The following is an 18059-nucleotide window of genomic DNA, read 5'->3' on the forward strand; positions in this document are numbered from 1 at the left end:
GGACCGAGACCGCGGCGCCGCAGAGGGCGCGGCGGCGCGAGCGCGCCATGGCGCACGATGGCCAGAAGGGCTAGGTGTGGCCCATGGATCTCGCCGAGGTGATGAGCGAGCTGGAGCGGCTCGGCACCGAGCAGAACCGCAAGGTGTACCGGCGTCACGGGATGACCGATCCGCTCTTCGGCGTGAGCTTCGCTCACATGAACGCGCTGGAGAAGCGGATCAAGCGCGACCACGAGCTCGCCGAGGCGCTCTGGGCGACGGGCAACGCCGACGCGAGGACGCTGGCGGTGGCGATCGCCGATCCGGAGCGCTTCACCTGGGACAAGCTCGAGGCGTGGCTCGACGGCCTGCGCTCTCCGGTGCTCATCGACCTGCTCATGAAGCGCGTCGCGCTGAAGACCCCGTTCGCCCGGGACGCGATGGCGCGCTGGACCGCGTCGAAGGACGAGTGGCTCGGCCGCGCGGGCTGGACGCTCCTCGGCCTGCTCGCGACCGAGGACCCGTCGCTGCCCGACAGCGTGTTCGAGGAGCGGCTATCGACGATCGAGGCGTCGATCCACCGGGCCAGGAACCGCGTCCGCGAGGGGATGAACAACGCGCTCATCAGCATCGGCGCGCGGAACGAGCCGCTGCGCGGCATGGCGCTCACGGCGGCGCGGCGCATCGGCAAGGTCGAGATCGACCACGGCGAGACGAGCTGCAAGACGCCCGACGCGACCGCCTACATCGAGAACATCTGGGCCAGAAAGCCGGCGAAGCCGGCCGCCGCTGCGAAGCCCGCCAAGGCTGCCACGAAGCCCGCCAAGGCCGCTGCGAAGCCCGCCAAGGCCGCTGCGAAGCCCGCCAAGGCCGCCGCCGCGAAGCGAGCCTAGCCCGCTAGTTCCGCCACACGCGCCGTCCGGCACTGGATCACGGGTGCGACGTCGTGAACAGCTCGCCTGGCGACCCGAGCAGCTCCTTGCGGGTGAGCCGCTCGACGACCTTGCGCGTGAAGATCAGGTGATCTTCTTCCTCGTGCAGGCGGCGCCGGAACGCCTGCCTCGCCTCGGTGTCGTCCGCCTCGTCGGCGAGCTCGAGCAGCAGCTGCCAGCCGGAGTTGTCGACGAGCTCCGCGGTGAGCAGCGCGTGGAAGAGGTGGGTCGGGTTCATGTCCCCGTCGAGCACGATCTGCTCGATGCCCCGCGACTCGACCGTGACGAGCCGCGACATGTCCGTCTCGGCGTGCGCGTCCCCGCCCAGCGCGCGGATCTGCGCCTCGAGCCACTCCTCGTGCTCCTTCTCCTGGTCCCGGTGCTCCTTGAGCTGACCAAGCCGGGTCATCAGGAGGGGATCGGCCGCGCGGCCGATCTTCTCCACGATGGAGTCGTACAGCTTGACGCCTGCGCGCTCGAAGGTCAGCCGCTCGCTGAGCAGGTCGATGGCCTTGTCCCTGTTCATCTGTGCAAGCTTCTTCATAAAATGCCTCCGACCGGGGCGCATGCGATTCGCAGGCCGCCGCGCGCCGCGCCTGCGAGGCGGGCAGAGCGCCGGCCGGGCGCGGCGCGCAGCGATCAGAGGTGCTCTGTCAGGTACTCGACGATGGCGCGGTTCGCGTAATGGCTCGCGGCCGGCGACCGGTAGCCGTGCCGCTCGCCTGGGAACACGAGGGTGTCGAACCGCTTGTCCGCTCCCATCAGCGCCTCGATCATCTTCGCCGTGTGCGCAAAGTGCACGTTCTCATCCATGAGCCCATGCATGAGGAGCAGCTTGCCGCGCAGGTTGCCCGCGCGCTTCGTGAGATCGGTCGCCTCGTACCGCGCGGCCTCCTTGTCGAGGAGACCCATGTACCGCTCCGTGTAGCCCGTGTCGTAGAGCCGATCGTCGCTCACCGGTGATCCCGCGACGCCCACGTGGAAGCGGTCCGGCGCCATGAGGAGCGCCTCCAGCGCCATCCTGCCGCCGTAGCTGTGGCCGTAGATCCCGACGCGGCCCGCGTCGACGTAAGGCAGCGTCTTCAGGAAATCGAGGCCCGCGATCTGGTCGGCGAGCTCGACCTCGCCGAGGCGCCCGTAAATGGCGGACTCGAACGCGCGCCCGCGGTTCGCCGAGCCGCGGTTGTCGAGCTGAAACACCACCACCCCGCGGTCCGCGAGGTGATTCCAGAGGAGCCACGGAGACCACGAGTTGAAGACCGTCTGGACGCCGGGCCCCCCGTACACGCTCACCACGACCGGATAGCGGCGGCCGGGCTCGATCCTCCGCGGCGCGAGCAGCGCGCCGTAGAGCGTGTCGCCGCTCGCGGCGCGCACCTCGACGATCTCGGGGGCGCGCAGCTCGAGCTCCGCGAGCTCGCGGTCCACGGGCGCCGGCAGCGCGCTGACCTCGGCGTTGTCCGCGCCCCTCACCGCCCCTTTCCACGGGCGATCCAGGGCCGCGTGGAGCTCGACGTACCCCGGCCCCCTCGGATCCACGGTGATCTGGTGCATCCCCGGGTCGGACGTGAGCCGCTTCACCTCGCCGCCCGCGAGCGGCACGGTGTAGAGGTGGCGCTCGGTCGGGCCGTCCTTCGTCGCCACGAAGCGCGCGAGGCCGCGCTCCTCGTCCGGCGGAAGGAGCGAGGTGATGTCCCAGTCGCCCGCGGTGAGCCTCGCGAGCTCGGCGCCCGAGCCGGCGTCCCGCAGCGCGAGGTGGCGGTGGCCGCCCTCGGCGGTCGACCAGAGGAACCTCGGCGAGCGCTCGAGGAGCCGCATGTCGGCGAAGTCCACCCACGTCGGCGATGTCTCGACGACGACCTCGGCGGCCTCGCCCGAGCGCGGCCTCGCGCGGAGGAGCGAGAGGCGCTTCTGGTCGCGCGAGAGGGTCTGGAACCAGAGCTCCTTGCCGTCTTCCGCCCAGGCGAACCGGCCGAGGTAGCGCTCGTCTTCGCCATCGCCGCCCTTCCACGTGAGCCAGGTCGTCTTCCTGGTGGCGAGATCGAGGATGCCCGCCCTGACGCGGGGGTTCTTGCCGCCGACGCGCGGGTAACGCGCCATCATGAGATCTTCCTTGCCGTCGCGGAAGCCGAGGACTGGCACCTTCTCGACCTCTCGCTCGTCGACCTCCAGGTAAGCCACCCGGTCGCAGCCGGGGGAGATCCAGAAGCCGCTCGGCTCATCGAACTCCTCCTGACCGTTGAAGTCGCTCAGGCCGCGCGAGACCCCCTCGGGCGCCCCCCGGGTCAGCGCCGTCTCGCGGCGCGAGGCGACGTCGATCATGAAGAGCTCGCGCCCGCGGACGAACACCACCCGCTCGCCGCCGTCGCACACCTTCGGATCGATCTCCGGCTCGGGCGTGTCGGTGAGCCGCGCGATCGCCCCTTTCGGGTCGCGCACGTCGCGCGCGAAGAGGTCGCCGCCGAAGGGGATGAGCAGGACCTCTGCCCGCTTCGCCCACGAATAGGCCGTGATCCCCCTGGAGAACATGCGCTGTCGCTCGCGGCGGAGCTCCTCCTCGCGGGACAGCGGCTTCGCGTCCTTCAGCAGGTCGCCCGAGGCGACGAGCTGCCGTGTCTCGCGTGACGCCGTGTCAAAGGCGAAGAGAGACTGCTCCGGCCGGTCCGCCTGCCGCTGGAGGTAGGTGATCAGCTTGCCGCCTGGCGCGTACTCGATCGCCCTGGGCAGCCGCGCTCCGAGCGGCGGTTGCCGGCCGAGGTGGGCGTACGTGATCCGGCTCGCCTCCGGCCCGGCGATGCGCGCCTTGTCCGGCGAGGCGGCCTGCTTCACCGCCGCGGCGGCCCCGGCCGGGGCGGCCTTGGCGGGCGGGGCGGCCCTCGGCGGGGACGAGCCGGTGGGCGGGGCGCAGGCGGCGGCCAGGAGAACGGAGAGCGACCACCAGCGAGCGGGGAGCAGCGGACTTCGCATGTCCGCTATCTCTCCCGCTGCCGCCGAGATGTCAAACAGTGCTGCCCGCCGCGTCGTCCGGGTCAGATCCGCGCGCGGATCCGCGCGGCGAGGCGCCCGAGGTCCTCCGGGCAGAGCTGGAGGATACGTCGTATCGAGCGCGCCGCATCTTCCGCGACGATAGCCCGGCCAGCAGCATCAGCAGCCATCTTGCGGTGCTGTGTCAGGAAGCTCGCGAAAAAGGATTCTCGTGGGCTCCCTCGGGGATGCGGCGAACTCCATCATGTCCTCGAACCACCCCGACGCCAGCAGATCACCGCGATCGTGGCCGCGGAGGACGCGCTCCGCGTCGGGGACATCGACGAGGCGGACGATGCGACCGGACGGCTCTCCCTCCAGTCGGTAGACGAGCGATGCGTGCGCGAGGAGCTCGTCGTCGAGCTGCGCGAGGAGCGCGGGCGAGTGCGTCGTCGCGACGACTTGGACGCGGCCGTCGCGCGCCCGTGCGCTGATGAGGTCGAGCAGGAGCCGCAGCCGGCTCGGGTGGAGGCCGCTCTCGATCTCCTCTAGAAAGAAGAGCGTCGGCTCGGGTGAAAGGAGGGCGGCGAGGAGGCCGAGGAAGCGCAGCGTGCCCTCCGAGGCGCTGTACGCGGACAGCTCGGTCCCGTCCTTCTCGACGAGGACGAGCAGCACCTGCCCTCGAAGATCCGCTGGGAACTTCAGATCGACCACGTCCATCGGCGTCAGCGCGCGGAGCCAGTGCAGGAGCTCCGATTTGGTGTCCTCGCGCGAGCAAAGGGTCTGCAGGACGGAGGACAAGTTCTCCCCACGATCGGAGAGGTTGGCTTGTCCCGGAACGCTCGGCTGGCACATGGCGGCGGGAGCGAGGTCGATGAAGCGCATCGACCCGAGCGCGCGCTCGGCGCTGATCACGGCGTCAGGGAGCTCGCCAAGGAGCCTCGTCAGCACTGGAGCATCCGAGCGCTCGGACTGTATCCAGGAGTCGGGCCCCTCGATCGAGTCGGGCTCATTGACCGTGATGATCAGCTGTTCCGGCAGCTGTCCTCCGGACGTATTGCGGGACGGGCGTGCCTCGTAGACGAGGATGGGGCTCGTTCCGCCAGAGCGAAGCGACTCCGCAGCAACCCGTGGCAACGGAGCTATCTCCACCTCGATGGAGTATCGTCCCGCATCATGGACATCGCCCCCCTCGGCGGCCAGATCGATGTCCACCTCAAGGACAAAGCTCCCCGCCCCCCCGGAAGCTCGCCTCCCGCACGCCACCGCGCAGCCCGTCCCATTGCCGCTCGCCGGCCGTGTACTTGCCCCCGAAGATCTCTGCCAGCGTGTACCCACGCCCGACCCCGTGCAGGAAACGGAGCGCCTCGCGCACGTTGCTCTTCCCCGCCGCGTTCGCCCCGACGAGCAGCGTGAACGGACCCAGCGAGAGCGTCGCGTCCTCGAAGTTCTTGAACCGTACCAGGCGGACCCGCCTCAGCATCGTTCAACCCTACCCTTCTCCGCGCGTTGCTCCGTCTCGGCCCTGGAGCATCCCATGCGATGGTCGATCCCCGTCAGCGCTGCCGCTCCCTCTCGGTCAGCTCGCGATGCGCCGGAGCACGATGACTGGCCGCCCCGCCTCGCGCGAGCGATCGATATCCACCTTGCAGTCGAGCATCCAGTCGTTGTGGTCCTCCGGATCGGCGATGATCTGCTGGACCACCCAGGAGCCGCCGTCCTCGGCGGGGTGGATGATCGTGTTGCTCGGGCTCCGGGCCGCCGGATCGGTGCGGATCGCTGCGTGCTCCGCGTAATAGCCCCGGAGCGCCTCGTCCAGCCGCTCCGCCGTCCAGGGCGCCTCCTCCCCCTCCACCATCTCGGCGGCGACCTCGTAGTCGCGGCGGGCCAGCGCGCGCAGGAAGAAGAAGAGCTCGTTCCTCACGAGCACCGTGAACTCCTTGACGTTCCGCGTGACGTCGAACGCGGCCTGCTCCACGGCGCCGCCCGGGGCCGCCGCGCGCGGCTGGAACGACGGGTCGCGCAGCCGCTCCCACTCGTCGAGCAGGCTCGAGTCCACGCCGCGGATGAGCGCCCGGAAATAGGCGATCATGTCGATGGTGTCGCTGTCCTTCGCGTACTCGGGCACCGTCTGGACGAGCGCCTTGTACACCTCGGAGACGTACCTGAGGAGCAGCCCCTCCGCCCGCTCCAGGCTGTACTCCCGGATGTACTCGCCGAACGACAGGTATTGCTCGTACATCTCGCGCGCGACGCCCTTCGGACGGATGTTCTCCTGCCCCACCCAGGGGTGCCGCCGCGCGAAGTCGTTGAAGGTCCCGTAGATGAACTCGCGGTTCGGCCTCGGATAATCGAGCTTCTCGAGCTCCTCCATCCGCTGCTCGTACTCCACGCCCGCCGCCTTCAGCTCCGCGAGCTTCTCGGTCTTCAGCCGATCGAGCTGCTTTTGCAGGATGAGGTCGGGGTTCTCGAGGATCGACTCGACGAGCGTCAAGAGATCGAGCGGATAGGTGCCGCTGTCGGGATCCAGCTTGCCCACCGTCTCGAGCACGTAGAGCGAGAGGGCGTGGTTCAGCGAGAAGTCTTCCTGGAGATCCGCGTTGATGCGGATGCGCTTGCCCGGCCCGTCTTCCCTGGGGACGAACTCGATGATGCGCGCCTCCACGAGCGAGCGGAAGAGGAGCATCGCCGTCCTGCCGTGCTGGCGCCGGACCGCCGGCCGATCGTGGGTGCTGCGGATGAGCCGCTTCAGCGCCAGACAGCCGCCCTCCTCGCGCCCGAGCACGTTGACGAGCATGCCGTGCGTGACCTGGAACCGGGACACGAGCGGCTCGGGCGGCGACTGGATCAGCTTCTCGAACGTCTGCCGGTCCCAGTGCACATAGCCCTTCTCCGGCGGCTTCTTCCTGACGATCTTCCGCCGCTTGGCCGGGTCGTTCCCCGCCTTCGCCTCGAGCCTCATGTTCTCGATGACGTGCTCCGGCGCCTGGGCGACGACGCTCCCCTGGTTGTCGAACCCCTTCCGGCCGGCCCGGCCGCTGATCTGCTGGAAATCACGCACGCTCAGGATGGCCGTCTTCTCGCCGTCGAACTTGCAGAGCTTCGTGAACAGCACCGTGCGGATCGGGATGTTGACGCCGACGCCGAGCGTGTCCGTGCCGCAGATGATCTTGAGGTGCCCCTGCTGGGCCAGCTTCTCGACGAGCAGCCGGTATTTCGGCAGGAGCCCCGCGTGGTGGAGCCCGATCCCGTGCCTGACGAAGCGCTGCACCTCGCGGCCGTAAGGGCTCGAGAACTTGAAGGGGCCCCCGAACGCGGACCCCGGCCCTGCGCCCGCGAGGGCGGCGGTGATCGCCCGCTTCTCCTCCTTGGTGCAGTAGTCCTGGCTCATCAGGTTCTGCGCCTCCTCGGCGCAGCCCCGCTGCGTGAAGCTCACGATGTAGATCGGCGCCTTGCCGCTCTTCACGAGCGTCGCGACGGTCTCGTGGAGCGGCGTCTCGCGGTACTCGAAGTCGAGCGGCACCGGGCGCACGGTCGACTTGATCACGGCGGTCTGCTCGCCCGTCAGGCGCGTGAGCTCCTCCTGGAAGAACTCGGTGCCTCCGAGCGTGGCGCTCATGAGCAAGAACCTCGCCTGTGGCAGCGTGAGCAGCGGGATCTGCCAGGCCGCGCCGCGATCGCGATCCGAGTAGTAGTGGAACTCGTCCATGATCACGTAGTCGCAGAGCGCCTTCTCGCCCTCGCGGAGCGCGATGTTCGCGAGGATCTCCGCGGTGCAGCAGATGATCGGCGCGTCGCGGTTCACGGCCGCGTCGCCCGTCAACATGCCCACGTTATCGGGGCCGAAGTCGTTGCAGAGCGAGAAGAACTTCTCGCTGACGAGCGCCTTGATCGGGCACGTGTAGTACGACTTCATCCCCTCGGCGAGCGCCTTGAAGTGCATGGCGGCCGCGACGAGCGACTTGCCCGAGCCGGTCGGCGTGTTGAGGATCACGTTCTTGCCGCCGAAGATCTCGAGGATGGCCTCCTCCTGCGCCGGGTAGAGCTCGAGCCCCCGCTCGGCGACGTAGTCGAGGAAGCCGTTCAGGAGGTCGTCGGCCGTGAAGTCGTGAGGCGACGGCGGAAGGCGAGCGAGGAGCGGAGCGGCGGCTTGATCCATGGTGGCTGTCGGGCGCGCGCCCATGGGCGCGCGCACACCATGCAGAAGCCTGGTTTCAGCGAGAATGCAAGCAAACTCCTCCATGTCCAGGCCGGATCGCCTGCGACGCGCGATCGGAGCGGGACCGGCGCGGCAGGCGCAACCGACACCGCTGTCGCGCTGGCGCAACCGACACGGCAGACGGAAGAGGCGGAGCGGACGCAGCAGGCTCCGCCCAGGCAAGCCGGACGAGGAGAGGACGGTGGCGTTCGGGGCGCCATGCCGCCCGCAGCGTCACGCGATCGTGATAGCGTGGCCGGACGAAACAGCAGGGGGAACGCCATGCACACACGGCCGAGCGGGCGGGTGCATGGAGGATCAGGGCGGGCGGCGGATGGGGGAAATGGCCGGACAGCCAGCCTGGGCGACACGAGCGCCCAGCAGGGGGACCGCGCGGCTCGACGCGACGAGCGGGAGGATCCTGCGCGTCAGCAGCTCGCTTTGCCTGCTGCTGGGCTACTCGGAGGGCGAGCTGCTCCAGAAGAAGCTGTCGGATCTCGCGCTGCCGGAAGACCGCGCGGGCTCGCTGGCCGCGTGGCGCTCGCTCCTCGAAGCCGACGAGGAGGAGCTCACCTTCCAGATGCGCTGCCGCTGCAAGGACGGCGGCGTCCGCTGGCTCCACGTGACCGGCGTCTTCGTCCGTGACGTCCGGCAGAGGCCGTATCGCGCGGTGGTGTTCGTCGAGGACATCACCGAGCCGAGGAGCGCGGAGGAGCGGGCGCTCGCCGCGGAGCAGGCGCTGGCGGAGAGCGAGGCCAAGCTGCGGAACATCTTCTACAGCAACATGGCCCCGATGGCCTTCTGGACGCATGACGGACGCATCGTCGAGGCGAACGACGCCTATCTGAAGCTCGTGGGCCACACGCGGGAAGAGGTCACGGCCGGCCTGGTCCGTTGGGATGCCGATATGTCGCCGGAGGATCGCGCCGCCGGCGACCGCGCCCTGGCGGAGCTGCGGTCGAGCGGGTGGGCGTTCACGCCCTTCGAGAGGACCTATGTGCTGCGCGACGGCACGCGCCTCAGGATGCTGGTGAGCGGCTGTCTGCTGCCCGGTGAGCGGTACAAAGAGGCCGGCTTCGCGATCGTGCTCGACATGACGGCGCTCCGGCAGACGGAGGCGGCGGTCCAGCGGTGCGAGCAGGTCTTCCGCGCCATCGGGGAATCCATCGACTATGGCCTCTGGGTCAGCGACCGGACAGGACAGAACATCTACAGCAGCCACGCGTTCCTCCAGATGGCCGGGATAAAGCAGGAGCAATGCTCGGGTCACGGGTGGATCGAGACGCTGCACCCGGACGACCGGCAGAAGGTCGCGATCTTCGAGGAGTGCGTGCGACGGGGTGAGCCGTTCGAGGAGGAGCTCCGTTACGTCAGCCCTGACGGCGCCGTCCACCCCGTCCTCAACCGGGGCGTCCCGGTCCGCGACGAGCGAGGCGAGATCACCGCCTGGGTCGGCATCTGTCTCGACGTCAGCCGGCTCAAGCGCACGGAGGAGGCGCTGCGCGAGAGCGAGGGCCGGCTCCTTGCGGCGCTCGACGAGGCGCAGCGGGTCATCGCCGAGCGCGGGCGCCTGGAGGACGAGCTCCGCGCGCGCGAGCGGGAGCTCGCGTCGCTGATGGCGAACTCGCCCGACGTGATCTACCGCCTGGACCTCGGCCTGCGCTGCACCTTCATGTCGCCCACCTCGGGGACGGTGATGGGGTTCCCGCCGGAGCATTACATCGGCAGGACGCCTCGCGAGAACGGGCTCCCGACCGAGGTGATCGAGGTGAGCGAGGCCGCGTGCCGCGAGGCGCTCGCGACGGCGAGACCACAGCGGATGGAGTTCAGCCTCGGCGGGCGGCGGTTCCGCGCCCGGATCATCCCCGAGCTCGGGCCCGAGGGCACCGTGGACTCGTTCATGGGGATCACCGAGGACGTCACCGCGGAGCGGCTGGCCGAGGAAGAGCGCCAGAAGCTGCTCGAGAGCGAGCGCGCCGCGCGCGACGAGGCGGAGCGGGTGAGCCGGGTCAAGGACGACTTCGTCGCGACGCTCTCGCACGAGCTGCGCTCGCCCATCAACGCCATCCTCGGCTGGGCGCGCATCCTGCGGGGCCGGGCGCCCGAGGCGCAGACGCTCGCGCGGGGGCTCGAGGTCATCGAGCGCAACGCGCGGCTCCAGGCCGACATGGTGTCCGAGCTGCTCGACATGAGCCGGATCGTCTCGGGGAAGCTGCGGCTCGACGTGCAGCCGGTCGACCTGCCGTCGGTCATCCGGAGCGCGCTCGAGGCGATCCAGCTCGCGGCCGAGACCAAGGGGATCGCGGTCGCCTCGAGCATCGACCCCGAGGCGAGCTCCCTGAGGGGGGATCCGGCGCGGATCCACCAGGTCGTCTGGAACCTCCTGTCGAACGCCGTGAAGTTCACGCCCCCGGGCGGGCGGATCGACGTCGCGCTGCGGCGCGCGGGCGCGCACGCCGCGCTGTCGGTGACCGACACCGGGATGGGCATCGCCCCGCAGTTCCTCCCCCACCTGTTCGAGCGCTTCCGGCAGGCGGACGCGTCCTCGACGAGGAAGCACGGCGGGCTCGGCATCGGGCTGTCGATCGTCAAGCACCTGGTCGAGCTGCACGGCGGCACCGTGGAGGTCGCGAGCCAGGGCGAGCATCTGGGCGCGACCTTCACCGTGACGCTGCCGCTCGCCGGCGTCTCGCAGGAGGCGCCCGACGCGGCGGAGCGCCCCAGCGAGGCGTACGCCGAGGCGCTGGCCGACTACCCGGGCGCGTCGCTCGCCGGCATGCGGGTGCTGGTGGTCGACGACCAGCCCGATGCGCGCGAGGTCGCCCAGCGCGTGCTGGAGGAGTGCGAGGCGACGGTCACGACGGCGGGGTCCGCCGCCGAGGCGCTGGCCATCCTTTCGCAGGATCGGCCCGACGTCCTCGTCAGCGACCTCGGGATGCCTGGCGAGGACGGATTCCAGCTCATCCGCAGGGTGCGGGGCCTCGGCGAGGCGCGCGGCGGGGCGACGCCGGCCGTCGCGCTCAGCGCGCTGGCGCGGGCCGAGGACAAGGCGCGGGCGCTCGGCGCCGGGTACCAGGCGCACGTCGCCAAGCCCCTGGATCCGGCCGAGCTCGTCGGGGTGATCGCGGCGCTGGCCAAGGATCGGACGAATCTGACGAATCTGACGAATCTGACGAACCCGACGGCTCCGACCGATCGGACGAGCCAATGAGCGGCGGTTGCTCCGGGGGAGCTCCCTGGATTAGGTAGAAGCCTTTACGGCGCCATCCACGGCGGGATGGCGAGCACGGCCATGGTCCAACAGATTTCCGTGAAAGACCTCTTTCTGAAGCTGAAGGCGGGCGAGCCCGTGTACCTCCTCGACGTGCGCACGCCCGGCGAGCACGAGATCGCCGCGCTGCCGGGCAGCACGCTGATCCCGCTGAACGAGCTCGTCGAGCGGGCCGACGAGGTCGCGCCCGGCGAGGGCGCGCTGGTCGTCGCCTACTGCCACCACGGCGTCCGGAGCCTCTCGGCCGCCGCCCTCCTCGAGAAGCTCGGCCACGAGCGCGTCGCCTCGCTCCAGGGCGGCATCGACGCGTGGTCGATCCACATCGACGAGAGCGTCCCGAGGTACTGATCCCCCATCGACGAGCTCAGTTGAGCGAGGCGGCGCCGAGCCGGAAGTAGAGCGATCGGCCTGCGCCGCACGCGCTGCAGGCGACCTTCGCGACGCGGAGGCGGACGCCGTCGAGCGTCTCGGCCGTGTGGTCTTCCACGCGGAAGGCGCCGCGGCAGCGCGGGCACGGGATCGACCGGGCGGCCACCTCGACCTGCGAGGCCGCGTCGAGGGGGATGGCGCGCCCGGGGGTGTGGCCCGGCTCGAGCAGCGCGAGCCGCTCGATGTCGCGGGTGAGCTTCGCCGACGTGCGATCGCCTTCGCGCCGGGCGGCGCGGGCCGAGAGCTTCTTCTTCGCCATGATGCCTGTCCCTGCGGCCCGCCGGCGCGGAGACGCCGTCCGCGCGGGGAGCGCGAGGCCGGGTCTACCGCTTGTCGCGGATCGTCTCCAGGCCCTCGTACACGTCCTCGGCGCCTCCGCCGTACACGTCGCGCTCTGGCGAGGCGGTGCTCGAGCGCGAGGGCGCGAGGGTGCCGGGCCGCCGCACCTTGGGAGGCCGGACCCCCTGCCGGCGGTGTTCGGGGACCGCTGCGGGGTCGGGCGTCGTGGCGGCAGCGTCGACCGCGGAGGGCGAGTCGGCCCCGGCCGGATCCGCGGGTTGCGAGGGCGCTTCCGGGGCCGGCGCGACGCCGGAGGGCGCGGGCGTGCCGAACGGCGCAGGGCCGGCCGTGCTCGCGAGGGTCATCGGCGCGTCCTGGCCCGCCGGCGACCTGGCGGCCACCGGCGCGCTCGAGCTCGCTGTCCAGCGCGCCGCGCCGAGCGTTACCGCGGCGAGGAGAGTTGCGGCGGCCACGATCCACGCGCCCGCGTTGCGGCGCCAGCGGAACGCGCGGGAGCGCCACCGATCGCGGCGGCGTTCGGTCCCTTCGCGCGGGCTCCAGGCGATCTCCTTCCCGTCCGGCTGGGTCAGCGGCACCGCCCGCTTGCCCGCGCCGAGCTGATGCGGCGGCGCCCCCCGCTTGCGCGCCATCGTCAGCGTGGGGGAGTCGTCGCGCGCCATCGTCAGCGTGGGGCCTTCTTCGCGCGCCATCGTCAGCGTGGGGCCTTCCTCGCGCGCCATCGTCAGCGTGGGGCCCTCCTCGCGCGCCATCGTCAGCGTGGGGCCGTCCTCGGGAGCCGTCTTCAGCGCGATGCCGCTGTCCTGCGCCGTCTTCAGCGCGGCGCCGCTGTCCTGCGCTGTCGCCGGCGCGGGGCCGATGTCCTGCGCCATCTTCAGCGCGGCACCGCCGCCCTGCGCTGTCGCCAGCACGGAACCGCTGCCTTGCGCCATCTTCAGCGCGAGGCCGTCGCTCCGGGGCATCGTCAGCGTGGGGCCGTCCTCGGAGCTCCCCCCGTGCGAAGACCGGTCGTTCCGCACCATCTTCAGCGTGGGCCTGCTGTCCTGCGCCGGGGTCGTGGGGCCGCTGCTCCGCGCCAGCGCCAGCGTGGGCCGCTCCGCGACGGCCACGAGCGGGAGCGTGCGACGCTCGCTGGACGGGGCGGCGTCGGCGCTGGCCGAGGTCGCCGCCGCGGCGCCCTGGCTGGGCAGGGTGGTCACGTGGTCGCCGCCGGGCGAGAGCGCCGTCGAGCAGGGACCTGCCCCGGCTCCCGCCCCCTTGTCGGCGTCAGGCAGGGTCGACGACGCGCCCGGGCCGTCGTTGGCCGCGGCGGGGAGCGTGCTCGCGACGCCGTCGCCCGAGGGCCCGAGGGGCCGAGACGACGGAAAGGCCTTGCCCCGGGCGATCGCCTCGATCTGCGCCAGGGCGCGGGCGGAGTGCTCCGAGCCGAACGGCGCGATCTCTCGCGCCAGATCCGCCACGGTCTGGACGCGCAGCTCCGGCTCTTTCTCGAGGCAGCGCAGGATGATGTCCTCGAGCCGGGCTGGCAGATCCATCCGGTGCACCCGCGGCGGCGTGGGCGCCTGCGTGGCGATGGCGACGAAGAGCGCCGAGATCCTGGACACCTCGAAGGGAAACCGCGCCGTCAGGAGCTGGTAGAGGATGACGCCGAGCGACCAGATGTCGGTGCGCGCGTCGACGTCTTTCGAGCACCGCACCTGCTCGGGCGACATGTAGCAGGGGGAGCCGAGCATCATCTCCGACGCCGTGAGCTTGCCGTCGTCCTCGGCGGCGGCCGACTTGGAGAGGCCGAAATCGAGCACCTTGACGATGGGCGCGCCGGTCGCGCCGGTCGTGAGGAAGAGGTTCCCCGGCTTGAGGTCCCGGTGGACGATGCCGCGCGCGTGCGCCTCCGCGATGGCCTCGCAGCCCTGGATCACGTAATCGACCGCCTCGGACACGGGCAAGGGGCCGCGCGCCTCGATCTCCCGCTGGAGATCGCGGCCGCGCAGGTACTCCATGACGAGGTAGGGGACGCCGAGATCGCCCGTGCCGACGTCGATGACGCGGGCGACGTGCTCGCTGCGGATCGCCGCCGCGGCGCGCGCCTCGCGCAGGAAGCGGGCGCTCGCGCCGGGCAGCGTCATCGCGCGGGGAAGGAGGAACTTGACGGCCACGCGCTGGCGCAGCGAGACATGCTCGGCGGCGAAGATGACGCCCATGGCGCCCCGGCCGAGGCTGCGCTCGAGGCGGTATTTCTGCGCGAAGACCTCGCCTATCGCTGGGATGCCCGCCGTTGACGCGGGGGCATCCGGTTCCGATGGCCCGACCTCCATGGGCACACTATAGCCGCGCTCCCGCTTTTTTTGACGCGAAGATGCGGGGCGTCGGGGGTGGGGGCGACCGGATGCGGGGGCAGCGGAACGCGGTCGCGAGGGTCGCCGTAGGCGGGCCGCGCACCTTCCATCACTCCCATGGTGGGCGCCATCGGCCACGCGCGGCTCGCGAGGCCCAGACGTCCTCACGCCCCCCGCGCTCGCCCCTGACAGCTACCGCGGCCCTGGGAGCAGCCCTGCCGCGACCAACAACCGTCGCTCCGCGCGCCGGCGCGGGTGGTCGAGCTGGAGCGGGCGCACCGTCACCCGTGCCACGGCGGACTCCGGGACACCCCTACATCGAGTTCCCGCCACACATCATCGCTTGCGAGGACGAGTCTTCTTCTCGTCAACATCGGCATGCACGCTCAGGATGGATTCGATGTCCACCATGTCGCGCGAGCGATGGGCTATGGCCTTCATGACGAGGAGATCCTCGGGCACTGGAAGCGGAACGCGCAAACCGCCTAGATCCGTCGGGACTGCGCGATGAACCGCGTTCTCCTCGAACGGCAAGGCCCCCATCGAGAGGTCGATGGGAACACCGGATCGATCGTGTCGAAGCAGAAGGACGCGGGAGTTGAGGGCGAACCCCAGCGCATCTGGGATGCGGGGAACGATTCCATGCCGCTCCCCATCGGCCAGGAAGAGGGGCCACTCGCTTTGGTTCGGAAGCCACGCGACGACATCCACGTCTCTCGTCGTGCGCGGCTTACTCAGGATCGACACCGCGACCCCGCCGATGACCAGCATGGGGACGCCGGATGCCTCCGACCAGGCGAGGAGCGCGCGTACCGCGTCCTCGAGCTCCGCCAGCGAGCGGCTCATCAGACACGTGTGCCTCATGGATCCGGAGACCCCCTGCCCTGCACGCTCGCCAAGCGTCACCGCGCGCCCCCCGCCCCCAGCAGCATTGCGACAGCCCTCTCGCCATGGCACGAGCCCGCCCTCATGCCGACCCGCCCCTTCACCCTGGGCCGCTCCCGCCCGCTCTCGGGCGATCCCGGCGCCGCCGGCGCGCGCCCGTTCGAGCTCCCGGCGCACCACCTCGTGACCCACGGCGTGGTCGTCGGCATGACCGGCAGCGGCAAGACCGGGCTCGTCATGGTCCTCGTCGAGGAGGCGCTGCGCTCGGGCGTCCCGGTGCTCATGGTCGACGTGAAGGGCGACCTGCCCAACCTGCTCTTCACGTTCCCGGAGCTCTCCGCGGCCGAGTTCGAGCCGTGGATCGACCCCTCGGCGGCCGCGCGCGACGGCCGCTCCACGGCCGACGTCGCCGAGGGGCTCGCGGCGCGCTGGCGCGACGGCCTCGCCTCATCGGGGCTCGGGTCGGGCGACGTCGCCGCGCTCCGCGCCCGCATGGCCCCGCGCCTGCTGACGCCGGGCACCACGGCGGGCGAGCCGGTCCACGTGCTGTCGGCGCTCGAGACCCCCTCCCCGCTCTGGGACGAGGACGAGGAGGCCGCCCGCGAGGCGCTCTCGGCCTCGCTGTCGCTCCTGCTCCGGCTCGTCGGCCGCGACCCGGATCCGGCCCGGAGCCGCGAGCACGTGCTGCTCGCGCACCTCGCCGAGCGGCGGCTGCGCGCGCGGCGGGCCGCGGGGCTCGAGGAGCTGCTCGCGGACCTGGCCGATCCGCCGATCGCCGCCGTGGGCGCCCTCGGCGTCGACGAGTTCTTCGCCCCCAAGGAGCGCCAGGCGCTCGCCCGCGAGCTCAACACCCTGCTCGCCTCGCCCACGTTCGCCACCTGGCGCAAGGGCGCGCCGCTCGACGTCGCGTCGTGGCTCGCGCCGCAGGTTGGCAGCGGCAGCGGCGGCGCCAAGACCCCGGCGGTGATCGTCAGCGTCGCGCACCTCGACGACGACGAGCGGCTCCTCGTCCTCGGGCTGCTGTTCGATCAGCTGCTCTCGTGGGTGCGCGGCCTCTCGGGCACGAGCGACCTGCGCGCCCTCGTGGTCTTCGACGAGGTCTTCGGCTTCTTGCCCCCGCACCCGGCGAACCCGCCCACGAAGCGGCCGCTGCTCGCGCTGCTGAAGCAGGCGCGCGCCTTCGGGGTCGGCGTCGTCCTCGCCACGCAGAACCCGATGGACCTCGACTACAAGGCGCTCTCGAACGCCGGCGCGTGGTTCGTGGGCCGGCTCCAGACCGACGCCGACCGCGAGCGCGTCGTCGAGGGGCTCTCGGGCGCGGACGGCGGCGCCGGCGGCGTCGAGGCCGCGGCCCTCTCGGCCACGCTGAAGGCGCTCCCCCCACGCACGTTCTTCGTGCGCGACGTCCACATGCAGCCGCCGTCGTTCCTCGCCGAGACGCGGTTCAGCCTGTCGTGGCTGCGTGGCCCGGTCACCCGGCGCGAGATCGGCCGCCTCGTCCGGAGCATCTCCCCTCCCCCGCCCGCGCCCGATCCGACACGCGCTTCTCTCGATTCAAGGTCTGCACATCCAGATCTCAGAGCCGATTCTCTCGATTCCAGGTCTGTACATCCAGATCCCAGAGCCGATTCTCTCGATTCAAGGTATGTACATCCAGATTCAAGAGCCGATTCTCTCGATCCCAGGCGTGCATCTCCCGATCCGAGGCGCGCTTCGCCCGATCCAGCGAGCCCCGCCCAGCGCGCGCCCGTGGGCCCGGGCGGGACGGTCGTCCTCGACCCGCGCCACACGCCCGCCGCCCCGCAGCCCGCGCGGCGCAGCGCGGCTGCTCGTGCGGACGCCGGCGCCCGCGCGCCGGCACCGCCGCCCCCGGCAGCGACGGCGCCCCCGCCAGCGCCCGATGGATGGCGGAGCCTCTACGCGCACGCCCCCGCCGCCGCGCCGGAGGGCTTCCGTTACATCCCCTGGGTTGCTGCCTCCGTGATCGCCCACCTGCGCGACACGAAGCTCGGCGTCGCCCTCAACCGGAGCCAGCTCCTCGCCGCCCCGCTCCTACCCGACGGCAAGCCGGATCTCTCGCGCGTCTCCCGGCTCGACGCTTCGCTGCTCGCCACATCGCCCGCCGCGGGCGCCCGCTTCGCCGAGCTGCCCGCCCCGCTCGCGAAGCGCGCCACCGCGCAGGCCGCTGCGCGCGCTCTCCGGGAGCACGCCTACCGCACGACCGAGGCCGCCGTGGCCGTCCACAAGGAGCTCGGGCTCGCGCAGGACGACGGCGAGCCCCTCGAGGCGTTCGCCGCCCGCTGCCGCGCCGCCGCGGCCCGGCTCGCCGCCGCCGAGGAGCAGCAGGTCGTCGGCCGGTTCGCGCCCAAGATCGCGCGCCTCGGCGAGCGCATCGCCGCCGCGAAGGCGCGGTACGGCCAGGCCGAGGCCGAGGTGGCCGCGCTCCCCGGCGCGGTGGGCGCCGCGCTCCTCGGGCTCGTCGCCGGCCGGGACACCGCCCGGCGCGCCGGGACCCAGCGCGACAAGGCCGCCGCGAAGCTCGAGCGCGCGCGGCAGGAGTGGACCGAGGCGGACGCCGCGCTCCGCGACCTCCACGCCGCGCAGGCCGCCGAGCTCGCGGCGCTGGAGCAGCTCCCCCTCCGCGCCGGCGAGGGCATCGAGACGAAGCGCCTCGTCCCCAAGAAGAACGACGTCGAGGTCGCGTTCGTGGCGCTCGCCTGGGCCGCGACGCTCGCCGGCCCCGCGTGAGTTCCGAGACGAGCTCACCG

Annotated in this window: 11 protein-coding genes and 1 pseudogene; 4 read left to right on the forward strand and 8 right to left on the reverse strand. The window is 71.5% G+C overall.

The window, feature by feature from the left end:
• Nucleotides 1-83: 83 nt before the first annotated feature.
• Nucleotides 84-785, forward strand: a pseudogene (locus WMF12_RS23100) (DNA alkylation repair protein); the annotation flags it as partial.
• Between the two features lie 124 nt (nucleotides 786-909).
• Here the strand turns inward: WMF12_RS23100 and WMF12_RS23105 are convergent.
• The 5 genes from WMF12_RS23105 to WMF12_RS23125 form a co-directional block, all read right to left on the reverse strand.
• Nucleotides 910-1455, reverse strand: a complete 546-nt coding sequence (locus tag WMF12_RS23105; protein WP_437747792.1) for a DUF892 family protein — start codon at nucleotides 1453-1455, stop codon at nucleotides 910-912.
• Between the two features lie 95 nt (nucleotides 1456-1550).
• The gene (locus WMF12_RS23110; protein WP_437873663.1) at nucleotides 1551-3878 is read right to left on the reverse strand and encodes an alpha/beta fold hydrolase; all 2328 of its coding nucleotides are present in this window, start codon (nucleotides 3876-3878) and stop codon (nucleotides 1551-1553) included.
• Nucleotides 3879-4055: 177 nt separating this feature from the next.
• The gene (locus tag WMF12_RS23115; protein ID WP_437873664.1) at nucleotides 4056-5012 is read right to left on the reverse strand and encodes an AAA family ATPase; all 957 of its coding nucleotides are present in this window, start codon (nucleotides 5010-5012) and stop codon (nucleotides 4056-4058) included.
• A 79-nt stretch (nucleotides 5013-5091) separates the two neighbouring features.
• Nucleotides 5092-5358, reverse strand: a complete 267-nt coding sequence (locus WMF12_RS23120; protein WP_437873665.1) for an AAA family ATPase — start codon at nucleotides 5356-5358, stop codon at nucleotides 5092-5094.
• Between the two features lie 96 nt (nucleotides 5359-5454).
• Entirely contained in the window at nucleotides 5455-8034 is a 2580-nt protein-coding gene (locus WMF12_RS23125) for a DEAD/DEAH box helicase (RefSeq protein ID WP_437873666.1), read from the reverse strand.
• 382 nt (nucleotides 8035-8416) lie between these two features.
• Between WMF12_RS23125 and WMF12_RS23130 the strand changes: the two genes are divergently transcribed.
• Both WMF12_RS23130 and WMF12_RS23135 read left to right on the forward strand, forming a co-directional pair.
• Complete coding sequence (locus tag WMF12_RS23130) at nucleotides 8417-11284, forward strand: PAS domain S-box protein (RefSeq protein WP_437873667.1); 2868 nt, start codon at nucleotides 8417-8419, stop codon at nucleotides 11282-11284.
• Nucleotides 11285-11365: 81 nt separating this feature from the next.
• Nucleotides 11366-11692, forward strand: coding sequence for a rhodanese-like domain-containing protein (locus tag WMF12_RS23135; protein ID WP_044968969.1), 327 nt, complete (start codon nucleotides 11366-11368; stop codon nucleotides 11690-11692).
• A 16-nt stretch (nucleotides 11693-11708) separates the two neighbouring features.
• Here WMF12_RS23135 and WMF12_RS23140 read toward each other — a convergent pair whose 3' ends face one another.
• From WMF12_RS23140 to WMF12_RS23150, 3 genes are all read right to left on the reverse strand, one after another.
• Entirely contained in the window at nucleotides 11709-12032 is a 324-nt protein-coding gene (locus tag WMF12_RS23140) for a hypothetical protein (protein ID WP_012236999.1), read from the reverse strand.
• Nucleotides 12033-12096: 64 nt separating this feature from the next.
• Nucleotides 12097-14385 carry a protein kinase domain-containing protein gene (locus tag WMF12_RS23145; protein WP_437873668.1) on the reverse strand — a complete coding sequence of 763 codons (2289 nt, stop codon included), beginning with the start codon at nucleotides 14383-14385 and terminating at the stop codon, nucleotides 12097-12099.
• A gap of 357 nt (nucleotides 14386-14742) precedes the next feature.
• Nucleotides 14743-15252: a hypothetical protein gene (locus WMF12_RS23150; protein ID WP_437873669.1), complete on the reverse strand. Its 510-nt coding sequence runs from the start codon at nucleotides 15250-15252 to the stop codon at nucleotides 14743-14745.
• A 123-nt stretch (nucleotides 15253-15375) separates the two neighbouring features.
• Here WMF12_RS23150 and WMF12_RS23155 point away from each other — a divergent pair, with 123 nt between their 5' ends.
• Complete coding sequence (locus WMF12_RS23155) at nucleotides 15376-18039, forward strand: ATP-binding protein (protein ID WP_437873670.1); 2664 nt, start codon at nucleotides 15376-15378, stop codon at nucleotides 18037-18039.
• Nucleotides 18040-18059: the final 20 nt, after the last annotated feature.

This window comes from Sorangium sp. So ce363, from assembly GCF_051520435.1.
GTDB lineage: Bacteria > Myxococcota_A > Polyangia > Polyangiales > Polyangiaceae > Sorangium > Sorangium cellulosum_B.